Below are 26,840 nucleotides of genomic sequence, written 5' to 3'. Positions count from 1 at the left end.
CCGTCTCAGCGCAGGTGCGAGGTGTCGTTGAGCAGCCGCAGCGACGCGTTGCCGTCGCTGTAGTACTGGACGGCGCACAGCGAGGCCGCGGAGAGTTCCATCCGGTGGACGGCGTCCGGCGGGGCGCCGAGGGCGAGCCGGACCAGGGTCTTGATCGGGCTGACGTGCGAGACCACCAGGACGGTCCTGCCGGGGTAGCGGGCGAGGATCCTGTCGCGGGCCTGCCCGGCCCGGTGGGCGAGCGTGGTGAGCGATTCGGCGCTGCCGGTGGGCTTGGCCTTGGCGGAGCCGAAGAAGGCGGTCAGGTCCTCGGGGTGGCGTTCCATCACCTCGGCGAAAGTGAGGCCCTCCCAGGCGCCGAAGTCGAGTTCCCGCAGGCCCTCTTCGATCCGCACGTCCAGGCCGAGGCGGCGGGCGACGGCCTCGGCGGTCTGCCGGGTGCGCAGCATCGGCGAGGAGACCACGGCCTGCACGGTGCCGCGGGCGGCGAGCGCCTCGGCGGTGCGTTCGGCCTGCCAGACGCCCTTCTCGGACAGGCCGGGGTCGCTGCCGGTGCTGCCGGAGAACTGCCGGAGCGGGGTGAGCGGGGTCTCGCCGTGCCGCAGCAGCACCAGCGTGGTGGGGGTGCCGAGGTCGGCGGGCCCGGCCCAGCCGACCCGGGGTGCGGGCGCGGCGGGCAGCGGCTCGTCCATGGCGGGGGCGGGAGCGGCGGCCCGGGCGGCCCTGGGCTCCCACTGGCGGCCCTGCCGGCCGGCGTCCATCGCCTCGTTGGCGAGCCGGTCGGCCTCCTTGTTCTTCTCCCGTGGGATCCACTGGTACTCGACCTTGCCGCGCCCGGCGATGCTGCGGGCCTCGGCGGCGAGCGGCTGCATGTCGGGGTGCTTGATCTTCCAGCGGCCGGACATCTGCTCGACGACCAGCTTGGAGTCCATCTCGACCAGGACCGGGGCGTCCGGGTCGAGTTCGCGGGCGGCCTTCAGCCCGGCGATCAGGCCCTTGTACTCGGCGACGTTGTTGGTGGCCCGCCCGATGTACTCGGCGGCCTCGGCGAGGATCTCGCCGGTGCGGGCGTCGAGGACCACCGCGCCGTAGCCGGCCGGCCCCGGGTTGCCCCGGGAGCCGCCGTCGGCCTGGACGATGAACCGGGCTCCGGCCACCGGGGTCAGACGCCCGACTCGCCGGTGCGGACCAGGATCCGGCCGCAGTTCTCGCAGCGCAGCACCTTGTCGGCCGGCTCGGCCTTGATCGCGTTGAACTCGGTGATGGAGAACTCGGTGCGGCAGCCCTCGCAGCGGCGCTGGTACAGGCGGGCCGCGCCGACGCCGCCCTGCTGCTCGCGCAGGCGCAGGTAGGTCTTCATCAGGTCGGCGGGGATGACGGCCGCGACGGCCTCGCGGTCGCGGCGGACCTTCTCGGCCTCGGCGTCGATCTCGGCGAACTTGGCGTCGCGGCGGCCCTCGGCCTCGGCGACCACGACGGCGGAGTGCTCCAGGCGGGCGGTGAGCTCGGTGACCCGGGTCTGCGCGGACTCCAGGCGCTCCATCACCTCCAGCACCACGTCCTCCAGGGCGCCCTGGCGCTTGGCCAGCGAGGCGTTCTCGTGCTGGAGGTTCTCCAGGTCCTTCGGCGAGGTGACCGCGCCGGAGTCCATCCGCTGCTGGTTGCGGGCGGCGCGGGCACGGACCTGCTCGACGTCCGCCTCGGCCTTGGCCTGCTCGCGGGTGGTGTCGCCGAGCTGGGCCTGGGCGGCGACCACCAGGTCCTTGAGGGCGGTGTGGTCGGCGGTGGCCTTGTCGATCTCGGCGTGCTCGGGCAGGGTGCGGCGCCGGTGGGCCAGCTGGTCGAGACGGGAGTCGATGGCCTGCAGGTCGAGCAGGCGGATCTGGTCGGCGGGCGCGGCGTTCACGCGGGATGGCTCCTGTGTGTGGTTCGGCGGGGTGTCAGGGGGTGTACGGCATCGGCGCGTGCGCCGTCCACGGGTCGGTGACCCGGGTGGAGATACGGGTCTCCAGCGGCCAGCCCCGGTCGTTGGCGCGGCTGGTGAGCTCGCGGGCGGCGAGGGTGAGCCAGGGCCACTCGGTGGCCCAGTGCGCGGCGTCGACCAGGGCGACGGGCGCCGCCTCGGTGGCCTCGGACGCGGGGTGGTGACGCAGGTCGGCGGTGAGGTAGGCGTCCACACCGGCCTTGCGGGCCTCGGCGAGGAAGGAGTCGCCGGAGCCACCGCAGACCGCGACCCGGCGCACCGACTGCTCCGGGTCGCCGGCGGCCCGGACGCCCGCCGCGGTGGCGGGCAGTCCGACGGCGACCTGGGCGGCGAACGCGCTCAGCGTCATCGGCTGCGGGAGTTCACCGATCCGGCCGCTGCCGCGGCGTCCCGTCGGGTCGGTCGGGTCGGCCACCAGCGGACCGGTGACCTTCAGTCCGACGGCCTCGGCGAGAGCGTCGGAGACACCCGGGTCGGCGTGGTCGGCGTTGGTGTGCGCGACGTGCAGCGCGATGTCGTGCTTGATCAGGGTGTGCACCACCCGGCCCTTGAAGCCGGTCGCGGCGACCGTGGTGGTGCCGCGCAGGTAGAGCGGGTGGTGGGTGATCAGCAGGTCGGCGCCCCACTCGACGGCCTCGTCCACCACGGCCTGCACGGGGTCGACGGCGAACAGCACCCGGCCCACCTCGGCCTCGGGATCGCCGCAGACCAGGCCCACCGCGTCCCAGGACTCCGCCCACTGCGGGGGGTAGATCTCTTCGAGCACGGCGATGACGTCGGACAGTTTCGGCACCTGTCGAGACTACCGCGTGCCACGGCCCCGCCCGGCCGGGCCCGTCCACCACCCGCGCTGTGGACGGCCCGCACACCTGCGCGTCAACCCGGTGGCGGGCGGCGGGCCGGGCCGCAGGCGGGCACTTCCGGTGGTCGGCGGCGCCGTCCGGGCGGTGGGCGCGTGGAACGCCCTGCCCACACTCGCCGGGCCGAACATATTCGAAAACCAAAACTGATCACCCTTAAGAGTGAAGTGACTCGCCCGGTGTTGAGTCACCCCCGCCCCGAAAGTAACTTCAGTCCTGCGAACGAGAGTTGCCTCGACCGGGGGGTCGAAAGGGCGACCGGCCGAAATTCCCGGTGGAATTCGACCGGCGCGGGCGAGCCTCTCGTGACTTCCGCAGGCCGTGACCGGTCGAGTCCACCGTGAAGGGGTGTGAAGCAGATGGGGGCGGGCACACCGCTGCGCAGGACAGGGGGGCCGGTACCGGCCGACGACGAGCCGGGCGTGGACGGCACGTTGGTGGAGGTGGCGCGGGCGGCCGTGACCGGCAGCCGGGCCCGGGGAGGAGACGGCGACTGGACGGTCGCGGTCGAGGGCTTCTGGTGCACGGTCCGGCCGCCCGGCCGTGAACTGCCCGAGCAGGGGTGGAAGCTGCACGTCGCCGCCGCCTCGCCGGTCGGGGCCGAGGTGCTGGCCGCGGTCGCCGGGGTGCTCGCCGGAGACCCGTGCACCTTCAAGTTCGCCGCCGACCGGGAACGCCTGCACGAAATCAATTCCCGCAACAGCGACCGGGCTTCGGCAGGGAAATTCATCACCGTCTATCCGGACGGCGAGGAACAATTCCGCCGGCTCGCCGAGGAGCTCCACCGGGCCACCGCCCACCTGCCCGGACCGGCGATTCTCTCCGACCGCCCGTACCGCCCCGGCAGCCTGGTGTACTACCGCTACGGCGGCTTCACCGGCCGCGCGCTGCTGGGCCACGACGGCGCGTACCGCGCGATGCTGCGCGACCCGGCCGGCCGGCCGGTCGAGGACGTCCGCACCGCGTCCTACCGCTGCCCGCCGTGGGTGGCCGACCCCGTCGAGGGGGCGGGATCGACCACCCGGGCCGGGTCCGCCCCGGCCGGGCAACGGCAGCGGGCCGGCGTGCTGCTGGACGGCCGCTGGGCCCTCACCGCCGCGCTGCGGCACAGCGCCAAGGGCGGCGTGTTCCTGGGCACCGAGCCCGCCACCGGCGCCGAGGTGGTGGTCAAGCAGGCCCGCGCCCACATCGAGGTGGACCGGGCCGGCACCGACGCCCGCACCGCGCTGCGGCACGAGGCCGAGCTGCTCGGCCGACTGGCCGACACCGGGTTGACACCTCGGGTGCACGCCCTGGTCGAGCAACAGGACTCACTGTTCCTGGTGCAGGAGCGCATCCCCGGCCAGGCGCTCGGCAGCTGGGTGGCCGCCCGGCTGCGGCGCGACGGCACCCCCGACGTCCCGTGGGCCGAGGCCGGTCCGCTGGCGCTGGCGCTGCTCGACCTGGTGGAGCGCGTCCACGGACACGGGCTGGTGCTGCGCGACCTCTCCCCCGGCAACGTGCTGGTCCGCCCGGACGGCACCCTCTGCCTGGTGGACCTCGAACTGGCCGTCCCCGCCGGGACGCCGGCGGGCACCGCCGGAACCCCCGGTTACCGCGCCCCCGAGCACTCCGGCCCGCACCGCACCGTCCGGGCCACCCCCGGTGCCGACCTGTACGCGCTCGGCGGCCTCTACTTCCTGCTCGCCACCGGCCACGACCCGCTGCAGCCCGAGGACCGGCCACTCGCCCGCCCCGTCGCCGAACGCCTCGGCCGCCGGCTGGCACCGGCCGCCCGCGAGGGCCTCACCGCACGCAGGCTCGCACCGCTGGTGCTCGGGCTGCGCGCCGAGGAGGCCGACCGGCGGTGGAGCCTGGCCCGGGCCCGGAAGGAACTCACCGCACCCACGGGGCACCCGCGCGGCGCCGCCCCGGCCACCCCGCCCCCACTGGACCGGCTGCTGCACGACGGACTGCGGCACCTGGCGGCCACCGCCACCCCGGAGCGGCCCGACCGGCTGTGGCCGACCGTCCCCAGCGGGCAGCTCACCGACCCGTGCAACGTGCAGCACGGCGCCGCCGGCGTCCTCGCCGTCCTGGCCCGGGCGGGCCTCGCCCCGCTGCCCGAACCCGTCCGGGCCCAGGCCCTGGCCACCGTCGCGACGGCCGCCCAGTGGATCGAACGGCGCTGCGCCGCCGAGCCGGTGGTGCTGCCCGGCCTGCACTTCGGCCGCTCCGGCGCCGCCTGGGCCCTGTTCGACGCCGCCGACGCCCTCGACCATCCCGGCCTCGCCGAACGGGCCGCCGCAATGGCGATGAGGATCCCGTCGGCCTGGCCCAACCCGGACGTCTGCCACGGCGCCGCCGGGGCCGGCTTCCTCCTGCTGCGCGCCCACCGCGCCACCGGGGCCCGCCAGTTCCTCGACCGCGCCGCGCACTGCGCCCGCACCCTGCTGGCCGCCGCCCGCACCGAGCCGTACGGGACGGTCTGGCCGGTGCCCGCCGACTTCGACTCGGCGCTCGCCGGGGCGGTGCACCTCGGGCACGCCCACGGGGTGGCCGGGGTGGGCGCCTTCCTGCTGGCCTGCGCGAACCGGATCGCCGCCGAGCCAGAACTCTCGGATTCTGCACGGGAGTTGATGTCCGGGGCGGAGCTGGCCGTGCAGACCCTGGCCGCGACCGCGCGGTGGGACGGCGAGGCCGCGTGGTGGCCGCAGAGCCACGGCGACCCGGCGCACGTCCGGCTGGCGCACTGGTGCAGCGGCTCCTCCGGCGTCGGCAGCTTCCTGATCCGGTTCTGGCGGACCACCGGCGACGACCGGGCCCGCCACCTGGCGCAGGCCGCCGGCCGGGCCGTCCTGGACGGCCGCTGGCACAGCGGGGTCTCCGCCTGCCACGGCCTGGCCGGCAACGGCGAATACTTGCTCGACCTGGCCCGGAGCACCGGCGAGGAACGCTTCCGGCGCGGCGCCCACGAGCTTGCCCGCCTGATCGCCGACCGCGCCGCCCTCCGCGACGGCCTGCTCGTCCTCCCCGACGAGACCGGCACCGGCTGCACCCCCGCGTACGGCACCGGCACCGCCGGCCCGCTCGCCTTCCTGCTCCGCCTGCGCCACCCGGGGCCGCGTCTGTGGTCCGACCCGGAGCCGTACCGCGCGGGCGGTTCGGAAACACCTCAACCCGGCCTGTCGGAACCGGAGTTGAGCGAGACCGCGACGGGAGGGCGGCGATGAAGAGGTGCACCGCGCAGCGGCTCACCCCGCGCCGGCGCTGCCCGGGCCGCCGACTCCCGCCCGTGGAACGCCCGTTGCCCCACCGTCCGGCAGGAGGACCCCTATGAGCACGGCGACTGTGCGCACCGCGCCGCAGGCGTTGCGGCGGCTGAGTTTCACCTTCGCAGGGGACGGCTCGCACGCGGCCTGCCTGGCGTCCGGGGCCGACGACGGCTGGTACGTGGAGAGTTGGCGACTGCCGGAGCACGGCGAAGCGGCGCCGGTGGCACTGGCGCCGTCGGACGGGCGGGCGGAGAGCCTGCGCTCGCAGCTGGTCGCGCTGCCGGACGGGCGGGTGCTGGTGTGTCGGCACGACGGCGACCGGCACGCACTGGTGGTGCTGTCCGCCGAGCGGCCCGAACTCCCGCTTGCCGCAATGCGGTTGCCGGGTCTGCGGATGCTGGCGATGCCTGGTCCGGCCGGGGCGGCACACGCACCGGTCGCGGTGCTGCTCGGCACCGACCTCCGCCCGGCGACCACGGTGTGGCTGCTGGCGGCGGACGGTTCGGCGCCGCGCGAGGTGGTCGAGCTGCCGGGGCTGCACGGCGGCGGGGTGTGGCTGGACGCGGCCGGGCGGCTGCTGGCACTGGACCGGGTGGCCGACGGAATGGTCAAGACCGTCGTGCTGGATCTCGAACTCGGCACCGTCACACCCCTGTTGGAGCTGGGCGGGAGCAGCAACGACCGGCTGGTGCTGTTCGACCCGGCGACGGGTTTCGGGATGCTGCGCAGCGACGCGCCGGGCGTGGACCGGCTGGGCTGGGCGCTGATCGGTGGCGCCGAGCCGGTGCGCTTCCCCGACTGCCTGCACCGGCCGGGCCGCCTGCTGCGGCCGATCGCGCTCGCCCCGGACGGGCCGGGCACGGAGCCCCGGGTGGTGCTCCAGGTCGATCACGGCGCGGCGTCCTCGCTGGTGCTGTGGCAGCCGGGCAGCGGGCGGCTCGACGGCTTGGCGGTGCCGCCCGGGCGGCTCGGCGCGATCGGGCACTGGTCCCCGGCGGGCCTGCGGATGCCGTACTCGGCGCCGGACCGCCCGACCGCGCTCGCCACCCTCGACGTGGACGCGCTGCTGACCGGCCCTTCGCCGCTCTCCGGCTGGCGGCTGGACGGTTCGGCCGCGCGCGGCGACGGCGGCCGGTGGCAGTCGGCGCGGTGCCTGGAGCTGGCAGGTCCGGCCGGGCCGGTCGAGGCGGTGGTGTACGGCGGCGAGCAGTGGCTGTCCGCCCCGCACCTGGTGCTGGCGCTGCACGGCGGCCCGGCGGACGCCTGGCGGCTGGAGTTCGACCCGGCGCTCCAGCGGATGGCCGCACAGGGCCTGACCGTCCTCGCCCCGAACCAGCGCGGTTCGGTGGGCTACGGCGCGGAGTTCGCCATGGCGATCCGTGGCGCGTGGGGCGGCCCCGACCTGGACGACGTCCTGGCGCTGCTGGCGGGCGTGGCCGGGCAGCGGGCCGCGCTGGGCCTGGAACCGCCGGCCCTGTTCGGCGTCAGCTACGGCGCGTTCCTGGCGCTGCTGGCAGCGGCGCACGCCCCCGCGGGGACGGTGTCGCGGTGCGCGGTGGTGGCGCCGTTCCTGTCCGGCGCCCGCCTGCTCGCGGAGTCCTCGGCCCCCGTACGGGCGCTCACCACCCGGCTCGGCGGCGACCGGCCGATCGACGACGCCCGGGGCCCGCGCGACGTCCTGCACCTCGCACATCGGCTGCGCACCCCACTGCTGCTGGTGCACGGGGACCGCGACGAGGTGGTGCCGGTCAGTCAGTCCCGGCTGCTGCGGCACGAGTTGCTGCGCCTCGGCCGGACCGAGGGCGCCGACTTCCGCTACGTCGAGGCGGCGGGCGCGGGGCACGAGCTGCTCGCCGAGGAGGGTGCGGCCGTGCTGCACGAACTGCTCGCGGGGTTCCTGCGCACCGGCAGACCCGCCTGACCTTTGCCTTCTTCAGAAGACTTCCCGCCGCGCGCGGGAGCCCGCCGGCCTGCCCGGCTGCGGCCCGGAGCGCGATCGGCGGGGCCGGAACCTGCAACGGGAAACCGCTTTCCGTTTGCAGTCCTCGGACACGCCCGTGCCCGAGGGAGCCCATAGGGGAGGAAACACCATGGAGAACATCACCGCGTTCGAGACCGACCTCGCGGCCCTGCAGGAGCTGCCGGAGCTGGAGTCGGTCGAGCTGAGCGGCCACGGCGCCGGGTGCCAGTTCACCTGCCTGCTGCTGACCTGCCTGGTCTTCACCATCAGCTGACGTCGGGACGCCCGGCCGGGGTCGTGTCCGCCCTCCTTCGCGGGGGCGGGCACGGCCCCACCCGTCCGGTTCCCCTGCACCTGCCCGGAGTTGACTCGCGCGAGGCCGGCGGCCGGTCGCGCCGACGGTGTCGGTACCGCTGGAGGCGGCGACGGCACCGGCCCCGCCCGGGTCGGCAGGTGTGGTCCCGGCCACCGCGGTGGCGGGACGTCCGGGGGCCGGGCGATCGCCGGACCGGCAGCCCCGCTGGTGCTCGGTGCGGCCGCGCCGACACTGGTCCGAGGCGGCCGGTCCGGCGAAGCTGTTGCGCGAACTACCGTACGCGTCACGGCCTTTGGCGTCGGCGGGAGTGCGACGCACTCGACCGCCCGGCCCCGGCGGGCACCCCGGGCCGCATCGCATCCGCATCGCATCCGCATCGCATCCGCATCGGAGAACGTCGGCACCGCCCTGGTCACGGTGCTGTGCATGCGTGGCAGCCCGCGACCTCGCGCGTCCGGGGGCGCGCGCTCGGCGGTGCAGGGCGGGCGGGTGCCCGGACAGGACAAGACGCACCGCGATGCCGAACTGACAGACGCGGCACCGAAGATGGGATCCGACCGGGTGCGGAAGCGGCGCGGGGGCCCGGAGGGCGGGTCGTGGCGGTCGGCGGTGGTGCGGATCACGGGGCGCGACGCGCAGGGATTTGGGTAGGCTCCGGTTCGATTCGGCCGTTATCGTGGCCCCCGCGCGGGCCGACCACGAGGACGGCCTGTTTCCTGCTGTCCGGGTCCCGGGCACACCGGAGCGCTGCGGCGCACCGGTGCACCTTTCCGCAGAGACCGCTCATTCGCACGGAGAAAACTGACCAGATGTCCGAGTCCATCGACGACACCACCGAGCACGACCACCGCGCGCCCGGCGCCGACGAGACCGCCGACGGCGTAACTCACGGCCGGCACCGGGGCACCACCGCCAGCGACGACAGCGCCGACGCGGACCCGCACGGCCGCCACCGCCGCTGACGTTCTGGCCGCCGCGGGCCCGACGGCCCGCCGCACGACCACATCGCACCGCCGACGCCCCCGGCCCGTCACCGTCCTGACGAGCCGGGGGCGTCGGCCGTTCTCCCCCGACGCGAACCGTCAGACCGTCAGACCGTGAGCACGGTCCGCAGGGCCTCGCCGCTGTGCATCTGCCGGATCGCCTCGTTGACCTCGGTGAGCGGCAGGCGGTGGGTGATCATTCCGGCCAGGTCGAGCCGGCCGGCCCGCCACAGGTCGATCGCCCGGTCCGCGGTGCGGCGGACGTCGCCGCCGCCGTACATCGACGGCAGCAGGCGCTTCTCGTTGAAGAACAGTTCGCCCAGGCTGAAGGAGACCCGGTCGTCCGCCGCGCCGGCGCCGATCACCACCACCGCGCCGCCGCGCCGGGCGGCGTCGTATCCGGCCCGAACGGTCTCGGAGCGGCCGACCGCCTCGAAGACGTGGTCGAAGCCTCCGCCGGGGACGCCGCGGGCGGCGGACTTGAGGTCCTCGGGGGCGATCGCCTCGGTGGCGCCGAAAGCGAGTGCCCGCTCGCGGCGGGAGGCCACCGGGTCGACCACGGTGATCCGGGCCGCGCCGCAGATCCGGGCGCCCTGGACGGCGGCGATGCCGACGCCGCCCGCGCCGATCACGGCGACGGCCGAACCGGGCTCCACCTCGGCGGTGTTGATGGCGGCGCCGAGTCCGGTGGTGACGCCGCAGCCGATCAGCGCGGCCAGGTCGTACGGCAGGTCGGCGGGCACCGGCAGCAGGGCGTCCGCCGTGACCACCAGTTCCTCGGCGAAGCTGCCGGTGCTGTAGAAGCCGTACGCGTCGGTGTCGCCGCCGATCCGGAACGTCGGGGTGGAGAGCCGGCGGAGCGAGGCCACGCACAGGTGGCTCCGGCCGCCTCGGCAGGCGGGGCAGCTGCCGCAGGGCGGCATCCAGCACAGCACCACCCGGTCGCCGGCCGCGAGTCCGGTCACGCCCTCGCCGACCTCGACCACCTCGCCGGCGCCCTCGTGGCCCGGCACGAACGGCGCGGGCTGCGGCAGGACGCCGGACATCGCGGACAGGTCGGAGTGGCAGAGGCTGGCGGCGTGCAGCCGGACCCGGACCTTTCCGGGTCCGAAGCCGACCGCTTCGACGTCGTCGCGGACGTCCAGGGTGTCCTGTCCGGTCCTGTGCAGGATCGCTGCGCGCACGGGGGCTGCTCCCGATGGTGAGGGTCACCGCGCGGCGGGCGACGACCCGTCGGCGGCGAAGGGCGGGCAAGGGGGTGGAACACGTTCCACTGCGGGCCGCCCTCTGTATAGCGCATCGAGCTCACCGCCCGGCAGCCCACCCACGGCCACCGGCCGGCCCGCGAACGGACGTTCCTACCATCCAGTAGGGTCCTGGTCAGTCCCCCACCAGCCCGGCAGGAGCGCCCGATGACCGACCTCGACCCCGCCGCCCCGGCCACGCCCGAGCCGCAGGTGCTCGCCGCGTTCCGGGCCGCCACCGGCTTCATGCCCGAGGACGAGGGCCTGGCGCTGTACGCCGCCGCGCTGGACGCCGCCGGGCGAACCGGGCTGCCGGTGCTGGAGATCGGCACCTACTGCGGACGCTCGGCGATCCTGCTGGCCGACGCCGCCCGCCGCACCGGCACGGTCGCCCTCACCGTCGACCACCACCGCGGGTCCGAGGAGCAGCAGCCCGGCTGGGAGTACCACGACCCGACGCTGGTCGACCCGGAGGTCGGCCTGATGGACACCCTGCCGCGCTTCCGCCGCACCCTGCACGCGGCGGGCCTCGAACCGCACGTGGTGGCGCTGGTCGGCCGCTCCCCGCAGATCGCGGCGGTGTGGCAGGGCCGGCTGTCGCTGGTGTTCATCGACGGCGGGCACACCGACGAGCACGCCACCGGCGACTACCTGGGCTGGGTCCCGCACCTGGCCGAGGACGGCCTGCTGGTGGTGCACGACGTGTTCCCCGACCCGGCGGACGGCGGCCAGGCCCCGTACCGGGTGTACCTGCGGGCGCTGGACGAGGGCTTCGAGGAGGTGTCGGTGACGGGCTCGCTGCGGGTGCTGCGCCGCACCGCCGCCCCCGCCGCGTCCTGACCGGGTCGCCACTGCCGTCGGCAACTTTCCGGCCGTGACCGGGAACGATCACGGCCTCCGCGGCGTCGTCCTCACCACGACGCGTTGTGGGACCGCCGTGACCCGCCCCGCCGACGGCCGGTACGGTGTCGGGGCGGCGGACGACGGACGGCCGGTGCGGGGCACGGGTCGCTGCGGCGGGAAGCCATCGGCGGGCCAGTATGCGGGGGCGAGGACACGGCATGACGGAGCAGGGCAGGGCCGCGCGAGCGGTGTGGGATCCGACCGCGAACAACGGCGCGGGCGGCTGGGTCCGTCGGCCGATGGCGGCGGACCCGGCGGCCGCGGGTCCGCCCACCACGGCGATCCCGCTTCCGAAGTTCACGGACGGCCCCGTCACGCCCGCCGCCCCGGTCACCCCGGTCGCTCCGGTCGTCCCCCAGCCGCCGCAGCCCGACGCGCCGCGCACCGCCGCGGTCCCCGGCCCGGCGACGCCGCCGCCCGGCACCCAGCAGCCGGCCGCCCCTGCGCCGCCGAACGCGCAGCAGCCGCCGACCGCGCAGCAGCCCCCCGCGGCCCAGCAGCCGCCCGCCGCCCCGCAGCCTCCGCAGGACGGGCAGCAGACCTTCGGCGGGCAGCAGCAGTTCGACCAACCACCGTTCCCCCAGCAGCAGTTCGGCACCCCGCAGCCCCCGCAGCCCGGCCCGCCGGGCCAGACCTTCGGCGGGCAGCAGACCTTCGGCGGCCAGCCCGGCTTCGGTGGGCAACAGAACTTCGGCGGCCAGCAGTTCCCGTCCCAGCCGCCGCAGGGCCAGACCTTCGGCGGGCAGCAGCAGTTCGGCACCCCGCAGCCCTCGTTCGGCGGGCAGCAGACCTTCGGCGGTCAGCCGGGCTTCGGCGGGCAGCAGCAGTTCGCGAACGGCCCGGGCGGGTACGGCGGTCAGGAGCCCGAGTTCGACTACGAGGACGACCCGCGGAGTCGGCGCACCCCGGTGCTGATCGGCGCGGCGGTGGCGCTGGTGCTGGTGATCGGCGTCGGTGTGGTGTGGGCGGTGAAGAACAGCGACAGCGGCACCTCGTCCCAGTCGAAGGGCGGCAACTCCGCCCCGGCCGCGGATCCGTCGCAGGGCGGCACGGGCGGCGGTGCCTCGCCGTCGGCCTCCGCGTCGAGCAGCGCCGGCCCGTCCCCGTCGGCCTCGGCCTCCGCCTCGGCCGGTCCGGACGCGGCGGCGGAGGCGAAGGCGCTGGACGCGCTGCTGACGAAGGGCGAGAACGCGAAGGCACCGATCGGCAACGCGGTGGCGAAGGTGCGCAGCTGCCCGCCGAAGGCGGAGATCGACAACGCCGCGAAGGTGTTCGACACGGGTGCCCAGCAGCGTGACCAACTGCTCGCCGAGCTCGCCCAGTTGCACACCGACAACCTGCCGGGCGGAGCCGAGGCCGCGGCGAAGCTGAAGGACGCCTGGCAGGCGTCCGGGGACATCGACCGGGCGTACGCGGCGTGGGCGCGCACCGTCTCCAGCCAGGGGTGCGCCAACAACACCGTGCCCAGCACGGCCGATCTGAGCCGCGCCAACGACCTCAACCCGCAGGCCACCCAGTCCAAGAAGGACTTCGTGGCGAAGTGGAAGCCGATCGCCGACACCTACGGTCTGACGGCGCGTACCTGGGACAGGATCTGAGGAACCATTGACCGGCCGCACCACCCCGCCCCCCGTCGAACCCGACCCGTTCTCCGACAGCTCCGAACCGCGCCCCGCGCGCTGGCGGCCGGCCGTGAAGCTGGCGAGCGTGGTACTGCCGGTGTGTCTGATCGGCTGGCTGGGCTGGCAGGCGGTCGCGAACAGCTCGCGGGACGTCAGCGCGCACCCGACGTCCTCGCCGCACTTCGCGGAGGGTGACCGGGTGGACGGGGGCGCTCCGACGGACTCCCCCGCCCCGGACGGCAGTGTGTCCACGGGCCCGGCCGCGCCGTCCTCGCCGTCCGCCGGTGCCCCGGACGCCGGGAAGGGCCCGCTGGCCGGTAAGACGGTGCTGCTCGACCCGGGCCACAACACCGCCAACGGCAAGCACACCACCGAGATCAACCGCCAGGTGGACATCGGCAACGGCCACAAGGAGTGCGACACCACCGGCACGTCCACCAACGCGGGCTACTCGGAGGCCGAGTTCACCCTGGACGTGGTGCACCGGGCCCGGCAGATCCTCCAGGACCGCGGCGCCACCGTGGTGCTCACCCAGGACGGTGACCGTCCGTGGGGTCCGTGCATCGACGAGCGGGCCCGGATCGGCAACGAGGCCAAGGCGGACGCCGCGGTCTCGGTCCACGCGGACGGCGCGCCGGCGTCCGGCAGCGGCTTCCACGTGATCATGCCCGCCAAGGTGGTGGCCGGCCCGGCCGACACCGCCGCGGTCGTCGATCCCTCGCACCGGCTGGGCGTGCTGCTGCGCGACACGTTCAAGGCCGGCACCGGGGAGCCGACGGCGAGCTACATCGGCCAGCAGGGCCTGGACACCCGCGGCGACCTGGGCGGACTCAACCTGTCGAAGGTCCCGAAGGTGTTCATCGAGTGTGGCAACATGCGCAACACCGGCGACGCGAAGCGGATGTCCGACCCGGAGTGGCGCCAGCGTGCCGCCCAGGCCGTCGCCGACGCTCTGACCAGCTATCTCACGGGGTGAGCCGCCGAACAGACCCACCGCTTCAACCCTGTCCTGTCCCCGTGCCGAGCGCCCTGCCGAGCTGTCCGGTTCGTGCCGGATCCGGAGGGCACTGTGCACACGGCGTCGCCTTGGCCCTAGGCTTTTGCCCCGTTGTACCGCTCCGGTACCACGGGGGCTCGGTCACCGCCCGCCGACCACGACTACACCAATGAGGGGAACGTCAGTGAATCTGCGCGCTCTCACCAGGGGAGACGCCGCCGTCGCCGGTGCGGCGGTACTGCTCCTGATTTCGTCCTTCCTGCCTTTCGTGACGATCGACTGCTCCGGCAAGCTCTGCCCGGACGTGTCCCGGAACGGCTGGTCCTCGGACCTGTTCCCGGTGCTGCCCTCGGTCGTGCTGACCGGCGTGATCGGCGCGGTGCTGATCCTGCTGTTCCGGCTCCAGAAGGAGGCCTGGGGCACCAAGCAGGTCGCCGGCCTGCGGCTGGACCAGTGGGGCACGGCGCTGGCCGTGGTCTCGTTCTGGGGCTGCCTGTGGACGATGTTCGGCGTCCCGAAGGGCTTCACCAACGGTGCGGGCGCCTACCTGTCGCTGTTCTCCACCCTGGTGCTGGCGGCCGCGGTGATCGCCGGTCCGCTGGTCCCGGCCCTCCAGGGCCCGCTGATGTCCGCCGCCGCGCCGGCCCAGACCGTGCCGCAGCCGTTCCCGCCGTACGGCGGCCAGCCCGGCGCCCCCGGCCAGGTCGGCCAGCCCGGTCAGCCCGGCGCGTACGGCTACCCGGGCGCGCAGCAGCAGCCGTTCCCCGGCCAGCCGCAGCCGCAGGCCGAGCAGCCGGTTCCCGCTCCCGCCCAGCAGTTCGGCGGCCAGCCGGCCGGCGGGTACGGCTACCCGGCGCCCGCACAGGCGGCCGCCCCGGCCCCGCAGCCGGCCTCGCAGCAGCCCACGGCGGTCCAGCCGGCCATCCAGGACCACGTTCCGCCGCAGGCCGCCGCCGCCCCGTTCGCCCCGTTCTGGTTCGCCGTCCCGGCGGTCCGTCAGCTGGGCAACAAGGACAACCCGGCGGCCCCGCCGGTCGGCGAGCTGGTCCCCGGTACCTGGTACCTGGCGGTCGACCAGCGCGGCGCGGCGCTCGTCGCCCAGCTGCCCGACGGCACCCACGGCGTCCTGAACGACACCGCGGGCATCCAGCGGGGCTGACGCCCGCTCAGCGGGGGCGTGCGCGGGAACGTGCACAACCCCTTGCACACCAAAAGGTCCGCCCGAGGAGGGAACTCCCCTCCCCGGGCGGACCTTTGGGTTTGTCGGATCAACAGCAGTCGCCGACGACCAGCCCCGGCGGCAGGTGCTCCCCGCCGAACACGCTGACCGTCGCGTGGTCGCCGCCGAGGGCCGCGACGGCGAGCAGCAGCGCGCCGGCGGTCCAGGTGGTGCGTTCCTCGGGCCAGATCGCGTCGTCCTCGAAGACGTAGCCGGTCCAGTAGGAGCCGTCCCGGTGGCGCAGGTGCTGGATCCAGCGGAGGATCTCGACGGCGCGGTCGGACTGTCCGGCGGCCCACAGCGCGAGCGCGAGTTCGGCGCTCTCGCCGCCGGTGACCCAGGGGCGGTCGCTGACGCAGCGGACGCCGAGGCCGGGGACGACGAACCGGTCCCAGTCGGCGGCGAGGCGGGCCGTCGCGTCCTCGCCGCGCAGCGCGGTGCCGAGGACGGGGTAGTACCAGTCCATCGAGTAGCGGTCCTTGTCGAGGAACCGCTCGGGGTGGCGGGCGATGGCGTGCTGGAGGCGGCCGGCGGCGAGTTCCCAGTCGGGCTGGGGCCGGTCGAGGTGGTCGGCGACGGCGAGTCCGCAGCGCAGCGCGTGCAGGATCGAGCAGGAGCCGGTGAGCAGCGCGTCGGTGGCGGCGGTGCCGTCCTCGTCCTGCCGCCAGGCGATCGCCCCGCCGGGAAGGCTGAGCCGGACGGTGTGGTCGAGGGCGCGGCTGACGGCGGGCCAGATGCGTTCCAGGAAGCGGTCGTCGCCGGTGGACAGGTGGTGGTGCCAGGCGCCGACGGCGATGTACGCGCAGAAGTTGGTCTCGCGGGCGCGGTCGGTGGCGGTGCCGTCGGCGATGCCGTCCTGCCCGTAGGCGTAGGCGGCGTACCAGGACCCGTCGGGGTTCTGCCGGTCGGCGAGCCACTGGTAGGCGGCTTCGGCGGCGGCGTGTTCGCCGGCGGTGTCGAGGGCCATCGCGGCCTCGGTGTGGTCCCAGGGGTCGAGGTGGCCGCCGTGGAACCAGGGGATCGCGCCGTCGCTCTGCTGCTGGGCGAGGATCGAGCGCACCGTGTCGGCGGCCTGGGCGGCGTCGAGGACGCCCTCCAGCAGCAGGGCCGCAGGGACGGCGGCCGTCACGCGCCGGTCCGGGGCTGGTGCGGCTTGCTGGCGTAGACGACGAAGGATTTGCCGAGCACCGGGTTGAGGGCCTTCTCGGCGGCCTTGGTGAGGGTGGAGATGACGGGGGTGCCGACGATGTCCCAGACCAGCAGCTGGTGGTAGGCGCGCACCGGCAGGGCCTTGTCGTTGTTGACGCCCATGGCGCACTTGATCCACCAGTACGGGGAGTGCAGGGCGTGCGCGTGGTGGTTGCCGTAGGGCTCCAGGCCGGCCTCGCGGACCTTCTCGATCAGTTCGTCGCCCTTGTAGATGCGGATGTGCCCGCCCTCGACCTCGTGGTACTCGTCGGACAGCGCCCAGCAGATCTTCTCCGGCAGGTAGCGGGGCACGGTGACGGCGAGCAGTCCGCCGGGCTTGAGGACGCGGACCATCTCGGCGAGCACGCCCTTGTCGTCGGGGATGTGCTCCATCACCTCGGAGATGATGATCCGGTCGAAGGTGTCGTCGTCGAACGGCAGGTTCAGCGCGTCGCCCTCCATGGCGGTGGCGCTGGCCCCTTCGGGTGCCTCGCCGGCCTGTTCCATGGCGGCGAACCACTTGCGGACCTCGGCGATCTCCTCGCCGTTCTGGTCCAGGGCGACCACGTTGGCGCCGCGCCGGTAGCACTCGAACGCGTGCCGGCCGCCGCCGCAGCCCAGGTCGAGCACCCGGTCTCCTGGGGCGAGCGGGAAGCGGGAGAAGTCGACGGTCAGCACTGCGGGGCTCCCATTCACGAGGGGTGGTACGGGTGTTGACGGCCTGGCGGATTTCTGGCGGGGTTTTCGGTCAGCCGACGTAGCGCCAGCCGGGCCCGGAGCGGGCGGCGGCGCCCGCACCGGTGGCGATGGCGGCCCGGTAGCGGTCGGCGGTGAGTTCGGCGGCCCGGGCCCAGGTGAACCGTTCCAGCACGCGGGCCCGTCCGGCCTCGCCGAGCCGGGCGCGCAGCGCGGGGTCGTCGAGCAGCCGGCCCAGCGCGGCGGCGAGCGCCCCGGCGTCGCCGGGCGGGACGGCCAGGCAGGTCTCGCCGTCGGGTCCGGCGACCTCGGGGATGGCGCCGCCGGTGGTGGCGACCAGCGGGGTGGCGGTGGCCATCGCCTCGGCGGCGGGCAGCGAGAAGCCCTCGTACAGCGACGGGACGCAGGCGGCCTCGGCGGAGCGGTACAGGTCGACGAGTTCGGCGTCGGTCAGACCGGTGCGGAACTCGATGTGCTCCTCCAGGCCGAACCTGCGCACCGCCTCGGCGACCGGGCCGTCGTCCTTCTGCGGCTTGCCGACCACCACCAGGTGGGCCTCGCGTTCGGTGCGGACCTTGGCCAGCGCCTCGACCAGGTGCACCAGGCCCTTCAGCGGGACGTCGGCGCTGGAGGTGGTGACGATCCGGCCCGGCACCCGGGCTATGTCGCCGGACGGCGACCACAGCCGGGTGTCGGCGCCGATCGGGACGACCGAGATGGCGTGCGGGGCGGCGCCGAGGTGCTCGGCGATCTCGCCGCGGGAGCTCTCCGAGACGGTGATGACGTGCTCCAGCCGCCGCGCCACCCGCTGCTGCATCCGGGTGAAGGCGTACCAGCGGCGCTTGCCGAGCCGCTCCAGCCGGCCGGTGGCCGCGTCGATCTCCAACTGCCGGTCCACGGTGACCGGGTGATGGACCGTAGTGACCAGCGGGAAGCCGTGCCGGGCCAGGCCGAGCAGGCCGTAGCCGAGGGTCTGGTTGTCGTGCACCACGTCGTAGCGGCCCTTGTGCCGGGCCAGGTACTGGCGGGCGCGCAGCGAGAAGGTCAGCGGTTCGGGGAAGCCGCCGGTGCGCATCACCGCGAACTCCAGCAGGTCCACCGGGCCGCGGAACTCGCCGGCGGCGGGGGTGCGGAACGGGTCCTCGGCGCGGTACAGGTCGAGGCTGGGCAGTTCGACCAGCCGCACCGAGCCGGGGCCCTCGACCTCGTCGAGCACCGGGTACGGCTGAGCACCGATCACGTCGACGTGGTGGCCGAGCCGGGCGAGCTCCCGGGACAGGTGGCGCACGTACACGCCCTGGCCGCCGCAGAACGGGTCGCCGCGGTACGACAGCAGGGCGATCCGCAGCGACGGCGGCGGCAACGCGGTCATCCGGGGGCCCCTCTTCCCTACTCACCGGGACCGGCGACGGACGTGGCCGCCGACCGGTAAAGTAGATCACGTTTCACAGTGGTGCAGGCTCGCCGTCGGGGAAAGCGGACAACGAGAGACCTCGAAGATTACCGGGCCGTAGCTTGCCGTCAGGAGCCCCGGCAGGTGATTCACGCCACGCTGCGCAACCACCTGGCGCCACCCCGTCCTTCGATCCTCCGCCCCGGGAGTGAACGTGACCGCGAACGCCACCACCGACGGGACGCTGACGCCGCGCCAGGCCGAACGCCGCCGGGGCATCCTGCGGGCCGCCACCGCGCTGGCCGCCCGCGGCGGCTTCGAGGCGGTGCAGATGCGCGAGGTGGCGGAGAGCGCACAGGTCGCCCTGGGCACCCTGTACCGCTACTTCCCGTCCAAGGTGCACCTGCTGGTGGCGGTGATGCGCGAGCAGTTGGAGCGGCTGCACGACCAGGTGAGAAGGCGTCCGCCGACCGGCGCGGACCCGGCGGCCCGGGTCGCCGAGGCGCTCACCCAGGCCTTCCACGCACTCCAGCGCGAGCCCCGGCTGGCGGAGGCGATGGTGCGGGCACTGTCCTTCGCCGACCGCTCGGTGGGCAACGAGGTGGACGAGGTCGCCCAGGTCACCTCGGCGATCGTGCTGGAGGCCGCCCGCCTCCCCGACCCGCCGACCGCCGGCCAGCAGGCGGCGCTGCGGGTGATCGCCCACACCTGGCACGCCACCCTGCTGGCCTGGCTGTCGGGGCGCGCCTCGCTGGCCGAGGTCCGGGCCGACCTGCACACCGCCGCCCGGCTGCTCACGCTCGCCACGCCGGTCGCGGACGAGGACGAACTGCAACCGGTTCCACCACCTGCGAGGGGTGCCGCGCCGGTCGGCGGCTAAAGTCTTGGGGGCGCGGGACGGCCCCCACCGGACCGCCGAACAACTGCATCCGCCTCCGAGGCCGGGGGAAGCCGGTGCGATTCCGGCGCTGACCCGCAACCGTGAGCCGCGCCGCCCGTCGGCGCGACGCAGTCGGACTGCCCGGCCGGAGACGAGCGGCCCTCCTCCGTCGTGGGTCTACGGGCGGCCCGTGCGCACGGGTCCGCTGCGACCGCTCCCGAAAGGCTTTCTCCCATGCTGACCGCTGCCCGCCTGGGCGCCGCCGCACTGGCCGGCGCCCTGCTCGCCGGCGCCGCCGCCGTGCCCGCGCTCGCCGACCCCGATCCCGCCTCCGCCTCCCCCTCTGCCTCTTCCGAGGCGTCCGGCTCCGGCTCCCCGTCCGCTTCGGCCTCCGGTTCGGCGTCCGGTTCGGCGTCGGGGTCCCCGTCCGGCTCGCCCACGGCGGCGTCCGGGGTGCCCGCCGGGCTGTACGGCAAGGGCGACCCGCAGTACGACGGCGTGTGGCGGCAGTCGCTGGCACTGATCGCCCTGCACCAGGAGAAGGTCGAACCCGCCGAGGCCGCCGTGACCTGGCTGCTCGGCCAGCAGTGCGAGGACGGCGGCTGGCCGTCCTACCGGGCGGAGGGCGCGGCCTGCGTCCCCGCCACCGAGGACTCCAACGCCACCTCGATGGCCATCCAGGCGCTCACCGCACTCGGCGGCCACCAGCAGCAGGTCACCCGCGGCACCGACTGGCTGCGTGCCAAGCAGACCGTGGACGGCACCTGGGCGTACAACCCGGGCACGCCCGGCGACGCCAACTCCACCGCGCTGGTGGTGAACGCGCTGCTGGCCGCCGGCCTCGACCCGGCCACCACGGCCACCCCGGGCGGGCAGTCCGCCTACCAGGGCCTGGCCTCCTTCCAGCAGGGCTGCTGGACCCCCGCCGAGCAGCGCGGCGCGTTCATCTACCAGCCGGTCACGGGCTCCCCGGCCGCGCCCAACACGCTCGCCTCCGCGCAGGCGCTGCTGGCCTCCGCCGGCGGACACCTGCCGGTCACCACCGCCGACCGCAAGGGCGCCGCGCCGAAGGCCCTGGCCTGCCCGGACACCCCGGGCGACGGCCCGGTCACGCACGCCGACTCCGCCGAGGCGGACGCCGCCTGGCTGACCGGCAAGCTCGCCGCCAACGGGCAGCGCCTGCTGCTGGACACCCCCGGCGCGGCCGCCACCGCCGACTACAACTCCACCGCATGGTCGGTGCTCGGCCTGGTCGCCTCCGGCCACTTCACCGAGGCCGCCAGCGCCGCCGACTGGCTGGCCGGCAACGGCTACGCCTGGGCCGCGCAGAGCAAGAGCGGCACCGACCCGGCGGCCACCGCCACCCTGGTGCTCACCGCCCGCGCCGCCAAGCTCGACCCGTACAACTTCGGCGGCGCCAACCTGGTGCAGCTGCTGGTCGACTCCGGCCCCAAGCCGAAGGTCGGTCCGAGTGCCGGCGACCCGCAGGCCACCCGCGCGCCCGGCTCGGCGATCACCGAGCCCGACGAGAACAGCGGCTTCTCGGCCGGCTGGCTGATCGCCGTCGGCCTGCTGGTCGGCATCGGCGCGGGTATCCTGCTCAGCCTCAACCGCCGCCGCCACACCCCTGCCGGGGGCTCCGCGACCGCGACCGCTCCGACCGGCGACGGCGCGTCGGACGGGAAGTCGTCGGACCAGAGGCCGTCCGCTGACAGTGCGGCGTCGGGCGAGCAGCCGTCGGGTGAGCAGCCGGAGCAGGGCCGGTGACCGGCCGGGTGCGCCGAACTCCCATACCCGCCGGGGCCGTTGTCGCCCTGCTCGGGGTGCTGGTGGCGCTGCTCGGGCCGGGCGCCGGGTCCGCGCAGGCGGCGGACTACCGGTACTGGTCGTTCTGGAAGGGCGGCGCGGACGGCTGGGCGTTCCAGCAGGTCGGGCCGACCGGGAACGTGCCCGCGGACGGCGCGGTGGACGGCTGGCGGTTCGTGCTCAGCCCGGACGGCGGCCAGGACGCACCCCGGCCGTCGCTGCCCGCCGACTTCTCCGCGATCTGTGCGAACACCGCGCCCAGCGGTGGCCACAAGCGGGTCGCCGTGGTGCTCGACTTCGGCACCGCGAAGGACGCCCCGAACGGTGAACAGCCCGCCGAGGCACGCTCGGTGTGCGCCTCGGTGCCGAGCGCCGCGAACTCGGCGGAGGTGCTGGCCGCGGTGGCCGCGCCGCTGCGCTACGACTCCGGCGGGCTGCTGTGCGCGATCGCGGGCTACCCGCGTGCGGGCTGCGGCGAGCAGGTCGCGGCGGGCTCCAACTCCGGTGCCGCATCGGGCGGTTCGGCCGACAAGGGCGACGGCGGCCCGGACGTCGGCGTGATCGCCGGGGTCGGTGCGGTGGCCCTGCTGGGCGTCGGCGCGCTCTGGCAGGCCCGTCGCCGCCGCACCCGCTGACCATGTCCGTCCACCGTCTGCGCCGCACCGCTCCGACCGCCTCCGGGTCCGCGAACCCGGGGGCGGTGCACAGCCGTTCGCTGCCCCGGCAGCTGCACCCGGGCGCGTGGTGGCTGTGGTCGCTGGGCCTCGCGGCGGCCGCCAGCCGGACCACCAATCCGCTGCTCCTGCTGCTGATCCTGGCGGTGGCGGGCTTCGTGGTGGCGGCCCGGCGCGGCGAAGCGCCGTGGGCCCGCTCGTACGCGGCGTTCCTGCGGCTCGGCCTGCTGGTGCTGGCCGCCCGGTTGGTGTTCGCGATCGTGCTCGGCTCGCCCGTCGGCGGCACCCACGTCCTGTTCACCCTCCCCCAACTCCCGCTCCCCGCTTGGGCGCAGGGCGTCCGGCTGGGTGGTTCGGTGAGCCTGGAGGGCGTGCTGTTCGCGCTGTACGAGGGCCTGCGGCTGGCGGTCCTGCTGGCCTGCGTGGGCGCGGCCAACGCGCTGGCCTCGCCGTCGCGGCTGCTGCGTTCGCTGCCGGGCGCGCTGTACGAGGCGGGCGTGGCGGCCGTGGTGGCGATGACGTTCGCGCCCAACCTGGTCGCGGACGTCCGCCGTCTGCGCGCGGCCCGTCGGCTGCGCGGCCGCACCGACCGGGGTGTGCGGGCGGTGCTGTCGGTCGGACTGCCGGTGCTGGAGGGCGCGTTGGAGCGTTCGGTGGCGCTGGCGGCCGCGATGGACACCCGGGGCTTCGGCCGCACCGCCGACGTGCCGCGCCAACTGGTACGCATCGCAGGCGTGTTGACGCTTGCCGGGCTGCTCGCCGTGTGCAGCGCCAGCTACGGGCTGCTCACCGCGGGCAGCCACGCCTGGGCCCTTCCCGCCCTGCTGGCGGGCGTCGCCGCGTCCGCCGCCGGGCTCGCCCTGGGCAGCCGGCGTTCCGTCAGAACCCGGTACCGGCCCGACCCCTGGGCGCTCCCGGAGTGGCTGACCGCCCTCTCGGGCGCGCTGGTCGCGGCCGCCCTGATCTGGTACGCGGGCCGCTGGCCGGAGGCCCTGACCCCGTCGGTGGTGCCACCGACCGCACCCCGACTGCCGCTGCTGCCCGCCGCGGCCGTGCTGCTCGGCCTGCTGCCCGCCTTCGTCACCCCCGAACCGCCCCGGAGCAACCGGTGATCACTTTCGAGCAGGTCGGCGTCCGGTACGCCGACGCCGCCGAACCCGCCCTTCGCGGCGTCGACCTGACCATTCCCGAGGGCGAACTGTGCCTGCTGGTCGGCCCGTCCGGCGCCGGCAAGTCCACCCTGCTGGGCACCGTCTCCGGCCTGGTGCCGCACTTCACCGGCGGCGTCCTGGAGGGCCGGGTCACCGTCGCCGGCCGCGACACCCGAACCCACCGGCCGCGCGACCTCGCCGACGTGGTCGGCACCGTCGGCCAGGACCCGGCCGGGCACTTCGTCACCGACACGGTCGAGGAGGAACTCGCCTACGGCATGGAGTCGTTGGGCCTGCCCCCCGCCGTGATGCGCCGCCGGGTCGAGGAGACCCTCGACCTGCTCGGCCTCGCCGAACTGCGCGGCCGCGCGCTCTCCGCACTCTCCGGCGGCCAGCGCCAGCGGGTGGCGATCGGCTCGGTGCTGACCGTCCACCCCAAGGTGCTGGTGCTGGACGAGCCCACCTCGGCGCTCGACCCGGGCGCCGCCGAGGAGGTGCTGGCCGTCCTGCAACGGCTGGTGCACGACCTCGGCACCACCGTCCTGCTCTCCGAACACCGGCTGGAACGCGTCGTCCAGTACGCCGACCAGGTCCTGCTGCTCCCCGGCCCCGGCCAGCCCCCCGTGCTCGGCGACCCCGCCACCCTGATGGCCCGCTCCCCCGTCCGGCCCCCGGTGGTCGACCTCGGGCGGCTGGCCGGCTGGAACCCGCTGCCGCTCACCGTCCGCGACGCCCGGCGGCGCGCGGCGACGCTGCGCGAGCGGCTGCCCGCGCCCGTCGTCGTTCCTCCTGCGGCGCCGTCGGACCCCGCGATCGCCACGGTCTCCCGGCTGGTGGTCTCCCGCGGCCCCGTCCCCGCCCTGCGCGGCGTCGAACTCGCCCTGTTCCCCGGCCAGATCGCCGCGCTGATGGGACGCAACGGCGCCGGCAAGTCCACCCTGCTCGGCAGCCTGGTCGGCCTGCACGCCCCCGACTCCGGCACCGTCCGCGTGGACGGCCTCACCCCGCACAAGTCCCGCCCCAAGGACCTGATCCGCTCCGTCGGCCTCGTCCCGCAGGACCCGCGCGACCTGCTGTACGCCGAAACCGTCGCCGAGGAGTGCGCCGCCGCCGACCAGGACGCCGACGCCGAACCCGGAAGCTGCCGAAGCATCCTCGCCACCCTGCTCCCCGGCATCGACGACCAGCGCCACCCCCGCGACCTCTCCGAGGGCCAGCGCCTCACCCTCGCCCTCGCCGTCGTCCTCGCCGCCCGGCCCCCCGTCCTCCTCCTCGACGAACCCACCCGCGGCCTCGACTACGCCGCCAAGGCCCGGCTCGTCGACATCCTGCGCACCCTCGCCACCGACGGCCACGCCGTCCTGCTCGCCACCCACGACGTCGAACTCGCCGCCGAACTCGCCCACCGCACCGCCGTCCTCGCCGAGGGCGAGATCGTCGCCGACGGCCCCACCCCCGAGGTCGTCCTCGCCTCCCCCACCTTCGCCCCGCAGACCGCGAAGATCCTCCCCCCGTACCTCACCGTCCCCGAAGTCGCCCTCGCCCTACGGGACTTGCCATGACGCCGCACCCCCTTCCCGCCACCCGTCCCGTGCCCGGCCCCGTCCCGCCGTACGTGCCTGCCACCCCGGAGTGCCCCCGATGAGCGGCCGGCCGTCCCTCGAACTCGCCCGGCCCGTCCCGCTCGGGCGGCGTTCGGTGCTCGTGCTCGCGCTGGTCTCCGCGATCGGCGTCGCCGCGTTCGGCTGGCCGCTGCTCGCCGCCCGCGACTCCGACCTGGTCGGCCACTCCACCGACGCGCCGTGGCTGTTCGCCCTGCTGCTGCCGCTACTGCTCGCCGTGCTGGTCGCCCAACTCTCCGAGGGCCGCCACGCCACCGGCGCACCCGGCCTGGACGCCAAGGCCGTCGCCATGCTCGGCGTCCTCGCCGCCGCCGGCGCGGCCCTGCGCCCGCTCGGCGCCGGCACCGCCGGACTGGAGCCGATGTTCTTCCTGATGGTGCTCGCCGGACGCGCCCTCGGCCCGGGCTTCGGCTTCGTCCTCGGCGCGCTCTCGATGTTCGCCTCCGGCCTGCTCACCGGCGGCGTCGGACCCTGGCTGCCGTTCCAGATGCTCGCCATGGGCTGGGTCTGCCTCGGCGCCGGACTCCTCCCGGGCGCCGCCCGCCTGCGCGGCCGCGCCGAACTCGTCCTCCTCGCCCTCTACGGCGTCGTCTCCGCCATCGGCTACGGCGTGGTGATGAACCTCCAGGGCTGGCCCTACATCGGCGGCCTGAGCACCTCGATCTCCTTCGTCCCCGGCGACCCCCTCCCCGCCAACCTCACCCGCTTCGCCCTCTACTGCCTCACCACGTCCCTCGGCTGGGACCTCCCCCGCGCCGCCCTCACCGCCGTCCTCTGCCTCACCGTCGGCGGCCCCCTCCTGCGCACCCTGCGCCGCGCCACCCGCCGCGCCGCCTTCCACTGATCGGCCAGCTCCCAGTGCGTCTTCCGCACCTCCGCCGCCGAGACCCCAGCCCGTACGTGACGTCGCGCTCGGTGGCCCACTCCGTCCGCCGGGTGAAGGCGAGTTCGGCCGCCGGTGACCAGCCCCGGAACGACTCCCCCAGGCGAGCTCCGGTGGGCCCGCCCTCCAACCTGCGGCGTACAGACCGGCCTTGACGTTCTGCCGCAGTCCCATGCAGAGGGCCGGCCTCCGCCGAGACCGGCCCTGGTTCCCCGTGTACTTACGCCTTCGGCCCGGCCGACTGCACCACCTCGAACGACCACACCGTCGACCCCGTCGCCGCAGGCTTCGGCCGGTCGCCCCCGCCCTGGTGCGCGGACTTCATCGGGCCCTCCATCCACGCCTGGAACGACTCCTCGTCCCGCCACCGCGTGTACACCAGGTACTGGTCCGTCCCCTCCACCGGCCGCAGCAGCTCGAACCACTCGAACCCGTCCGCACCCTCCACAGCCCCGGCCCGCGAGCCGAACCGCTGCTCCAACACCTCCCGCTGCTCAGCAGGGACAGTCAGCACATTGATCTTCACAACGCTCATGCCGCCATCCTCCCCCACCTCACACCCCCGCACCCGCAGGCCCGCCCAGCTGCCACCTGACCTCTCCGTCCTCCCACTGGTCAGTGGGCGCGAGTCCGGCCGCGGTGGCGACGGCGGCGGACGCCGTGTGCTCGGGGTGGATGTGCGCAACGACCGTGTGCACCGAGAGCTGCCGGAGCCGGGCGACGAGCCCCCGGGCCGCCTCGGCGGCAATGCCGCGCCGTTGCCAGGGCGTTCCCACCACCCAGGCGATCTCCGCGACCGCCCCACAGCCGTCGGTGGTGACCGTCGCCTGGACCGTCCCCACCAGACAGGCCTCGTCACGGAGCCGGATCACCCAGTTGCACCAGGACTCCTCGGGATCGGGCGAGCCGGCCACCCACCGCTCGTAGCGCGCTCGCAGGGCCTGCGCGGTGTCCGGCGCACCGCCGATGAAGGCGTACAGGCCGGGGTCGGTCAGCACGGCGGCCATCTCCTCGGCGTACTCGACCCGCAGGGGCAGCAGGTCCAGTCGGTCGGTGCGGATCTCTTCGGGCTTGAACTGGCTCACGCTGCCTCCGGGTCGGGTCGTCCGACGAGTATCCGGCGGGCAGCCCGCACCCGGACAACGGGGTCTCAGTGCGGAATCCCCGGCCCCTCCCGGCTCGGGTCGAATCGAGTCGGGAGGGGC

General features: G+C 75.1%; 23 protein-coding genes. 14 read left to right on the top strand and 9 right to left on the bottom strand.

Annotated features, from left to right (window positions below; genetic code table 11):
• Positions 1 to 5 precede the first annotated feature (5 nt).
• The 3 genes from ACZ6R9_RS21615 to ACZ6R9_RS21605 are packed head-to-tail and all read right to left on the bottom strand — an operon-like array spanning position 6 to position 2,777.
• The gene (locus ACZ6R9_RS21615; protein ID WP_465539674.1) at positions 6 to 1,157 is read right to left on the bottom strand and encodes a bifunctional RNase H/acid phosphatase; all 1,152 of its coding nucleotides are present in this window, start codon (positions 1,155 to 1,157) and stop codon (positions 6 to 8) included.
• Positions 1,158 to 1,162: 5 nt separating this feature from the next.
• Positions 1,163 to 1,906, bottom strand: a complete 744-nt coding sequence (locus ACZ6R9_RS21610; RefSeq protein ID WP_380481409.1) for a zinc ribbon domain-containing protein — start codon at positions 1,904 to 1,906, stop codon at positions 1,163 to 1,165.
• A 34-nt stretch (positions 1,907 to 1,940) separates the two neighbouring features.
• A complete protein-coding gene (locus ACZ6R9_RS21605; RefSeq protein ID WP_380481411.1) occupies positions 1,941 to 2,777 on the bottom strand; it encodes a Nif3-like dinuclear metal center hexameric protein in 837 nt (278 codons plus the stop codon).
• Between the two features lie 489 nt (positions 2,778 to 3,266).
• Between ACZ6R9_RS21605 and lanL the strand changes: the two genes are divergently transcribed.
• The 4 genes from lanL to ACZ6R9_RS21585 all read left to right on the top strand — a co-directional run bounded on the left by lanL (position 3,267) and on the right by ACZ6R9_RS21585 (position 9,336).
• Positions 3,267 to 6,056, top strand: coding sequence for a class IV lanthionine synthetase LanL (gene lanL / locus ACZ6R9_RS21600; RefSeq protein ID WP_465539671.1), 2,790 nt, complete (start codon positions 3,267 to 3,269; stop codon positions 6,054 to 6,056).
• A 103-nt stretch (positions 6,057 to 6,159) separates the two neighbouring features.
• Positions 6,160 to 8,019 (top strand): alpha/beta fold hydrolase, encoded by a 1,860-nt coding sequence (locus ACZ6R9_RS21595; protein ID WP_465539669.1) that lies wholly within the window; start codon positions 6,160 to 6,162, stop codon positions 8,017 to 8,019.
• A 169-nt stretch (positions 8,020 to 8,188) separates the two neighbouring features.
• Positions 8,189 to 8,332, top strand: coding sequence for a VenA family class IV lanthipeptide (locus ACZ6R9_RS21590; RefSeq protein ID WP_380481415.1), 144 nt, complete (start codon positions 8,189 to 8,191; stop codon positions 8,330 to 8,332).
• Positions 8,333 to 9,183: 851 nt separating this feature from the next.
• The gene (locus ACZ6R9_RS21585) at positions 9,184 to 9,336 is read left to right on the top strand and encodes a hypothetical protein (protein ID WP_380481417.1); all 153 of its coding nucleotides are present in this window, start codon (positions 9,184 to 9,186) and stop codon (positions 9,334 to 9,336) included.
• 128 nt (positions 9,337 to 9,464) lie between these two features.
• Here the strand turns inward: ACZ6R9_RS21585 and ACZ6R9_RS21580 are convergent, their stop codons facing one another.
• A complete protein-coding gene (locus ACZ6R9_RS21580) occupies positions 9,465 to 10,541 on the bottom strand; it encodes an alcohol dehydrogenase catalytic domain-containing protein (protein ID WP_380481419.1) in 1,077 nt (358 codons plus the stop codon).
• 228 nt (positions 10,542 to 10,769) lie between these two features.
• Here ACZ6R9_RS21580 and ACZ6R9_RS21575 point away from each other — a divergent pair, with 228 nt between their 5' ends.
• The 4 genes from ACZ6R9_RS21575 (at position 10,770) to ACZ6R9_RS21560 (ending at position 15,282) form a co-directional block, all read left to right on the top strand.
• The gene (locus ACZ6R9_RS21575) at positions 10,770 to 11,441 is read left to right on the top strand and encodes a class I SAM-dependent methyltransferase (protein WP_380481420.1); all 672 of its coding nucleotides are present in this window, start codon (positions 10,770 to 10,772) and stop codon (positions 11,439 to 11,441) included.
• A gap of 221 nt (positions 11,442 to 11,662) precedes the next feature.
• Positions 11,663 to 13,102 (top strand): hypothetical protein, encoded by a 1,440-nt coding sequence (locus ACZ6R9_RS21570; protein WP_465539666.1) that lies wholly within the window; start codon positions 11,663 to 11,665, stop codon positions 13,100 to 13,102.
• A 7-nt stretch (positions 13,103 to 13,109) separates the two neighbouring features.
• The gene (locus ACZ6R9_RS21565) at positions 13,110 to 14,102 is read left to right on the top strand and encodes an N-acetylmuramoyl-L-alanine amidase (RefSeq protein WP_465539664.1); all 993 of its coding nucleotides are present in this window, start codon (positions 13,110 to 13,112) and stop codon (positions 14,100 to 14,102) included.
• Positions 14,103 to 14,307: 205 nt separating this feature from the next.
• Complete coding sequence (locus ACZ6R9_RS21560; RefSeq protein WP_380481425.1) at positions 14,308 to 15,282, top strand: hypothetical protein; 975 nt, start codon at positions 14,308 to 14,310, stop codon at positions 15,280 to 15,282.
• Positions 15,283 to 15,391: 109 nt separating this feature from the next.
• Here ACZ6R9_RS21560 and ACZ6R9_RS21555 read toward each other — a convergent pair whose 3' ends face one another.
• The 3 genes from ACZ6R9_RS21555 to ACZ6R9_RS21545 all read right to left on the bottom strand — a co-directional run bounded on the left by ACZ6R9_RS21555 (position 15,392) and on the right by ACZ6R9_RS21545 (position 18,598).
• The gene (locus ACZ6R9_RS21555) at positions 15,392 to 16,471 is read right to left on the bottom strand and encodes a prenyltransferase/squalene oxidase repeat-containing protein (protein WP_380481427.1); all 1,080 of its coding nucleotides are present in this window, start codon (positions 16,469 to 16,471) and stop codon (positions 15,392 to 15,394) included.
• A complete protein-coding gene (locus ACZ6R9_RS21550; protein WP_380481429.1) occupies positions 16,468 to 17,208 on the bottom strand; it encodes a class I SAM-dependent methyltransferase in 741 nt (246 codons plus the stop codon). Before ACZ6R9_RS21550 ends, ACZ6R9_RS21555 begins: the two co-directional genes overlap by 4 nt.
• 70 nt (positions 17,209 to 17,278) lie before the next feature.
• The gene (locus tag ACZ6R9_RS21545; protein WP_380481430.1) at positions 17,279 to 18,598 is read right to left on the bottom strand and encodes a glycosyltransferase family 4 protein; all 1,320 of its coding nucleotides are present in this window, start codon (positions 18,596 to 18,598) and stop codon (positions 17,279 to 17,281) included.
• A gap of 235 nt (positions 18,599 to 18,833) precedes the next feature.
• Between ACZ6R9_RS21545 and ACZ6R9_RS21540 the strand changes: the two genes are divergently transcribed.
• The 6 genes from ACZ6R9_RS21540 (at position 18,834) to ACZ6R9_RS21515 (ending at position 25,596) form a co-directional block, all read left to right on the top strand.
• Entirely contained in the window at positions 18,834 to 19,499 is a 666-nt protein-coding gene (locus tag ACZ6R9_RS21540; protein WP_380481432.1) for a TetR family transcriptional regulator, read from the top strand.
• A 234-nt stretch (positions 19,500 to 19,733) separates the two neighbouring features.
• Complete coding sequence (locus ACZ6R9_RS21535; protein ID WP_465539662.1) at positions 19,734 to 21,266, top strand: prenyltransferase/squalene oxidase repeat-containing protein; 1,533 nt, start codon at positions 19,734 to 19,736, stop codon at positions 21,264 to 21,266.
• Positions 21,263 to 21,940 carry an SCO2322 family protein gene (locus ACZ6R9_RS21530; RefSeq protein ID WP_465539660.1) on the top strand — a complete coding sequence of 226 codons (678 nt, stop codon included), beginning with the start codon at positions 21,263 to 21,265 and terminating at the stop codon, positions 21,938 to 21,940. Before ACZ6R9_RS21535 ends, ACZ6R9_RS21530 begins: the two co-directional genes overlap by 4 nt.
• A gap of 2 nt (positions 21,941 to 21,942) precedes the next feature.
• The gene (locus ACZ6R9_RS21525) at positions 21,943 to 23,091 is read left to right on the top strand and encodes an energy-coupling factor transporter transmembrane component T (RefSeq protein ID WP_465539658.1); all 1,149 of its coding nucleotides are present in this window, start codon (positions 21,943 to 21,945) and stop codon (positions 23,089 to 23,091) included.
• The gene (locus ACZ6R9_RS21520; RefSeq protein ID WP_465539656.1) at positions 23,088 to 24,692 is read left to right on the top strand and encodes an ABC transporter ATP-binding protein; all 1,605 of its coding nucleotides are present in this window, start codon (positions 23,088 to 23,090) and stop codon (positions 24,690 to 24,692) included. Before ACZ6R9_RS21525 ends, ACZ6R9_RS21520 begins: the two co-directional genes overlap by 4 nt.
• A gap of 79 nt (positions 24,693 to 24,771) precedes the next feature.
• A complete protein-coding gene (locus ACZ6R9_RS21515; protein ID WP_465539655.1) occupies positions 24,772 to 25,596 on the top strand; it encodes an ECF transporter S component in 825 nt (274 codons plus the stop codon).
• Between the two features lie 259 nt (positions 25,597 to 25,855).
• Here ACZ6R9_RS21515 and ACZ6R9_RS21510 read toward each other — a convergent pair whose 3' ends face one another.
• The gene (locus ACZ6R9_RS21510) at positions 25,856 to 26,170 is read right to left on the bottom strand and encodes an antibiotic biosynthesis monooxygenase family protein (protein WP_380481442.1); all 315 of its coding nucleotides are present in this window, start codon (positions 26,168 to 26,170) and stop codon (positions 25,856 to 25,858) included.
• Between the two features lie 19 nt (positions 26,171 to 26,189).
• Positions 26,190 to 26,720, bottom strand: coding sequence for a GNAT family N-acetyltransferase (locus ACZ6R9_RS21505; protein WP_465539653.1), 531 nt, complete (start codon positions 26,718 to 26,720; stop codon positions 26,190 to 26,192).
• Positions 26,721 to 26,840: the final 120 nt, after the last annotated feature.

Source organism: Kitasatospora sp. NPDC048662, from assembly GCF_055587065.1.
Note: the sequence above shows the minus strand (reverse complement) of the source record. Positions and strands in the feature narration are given on the sequence as shown.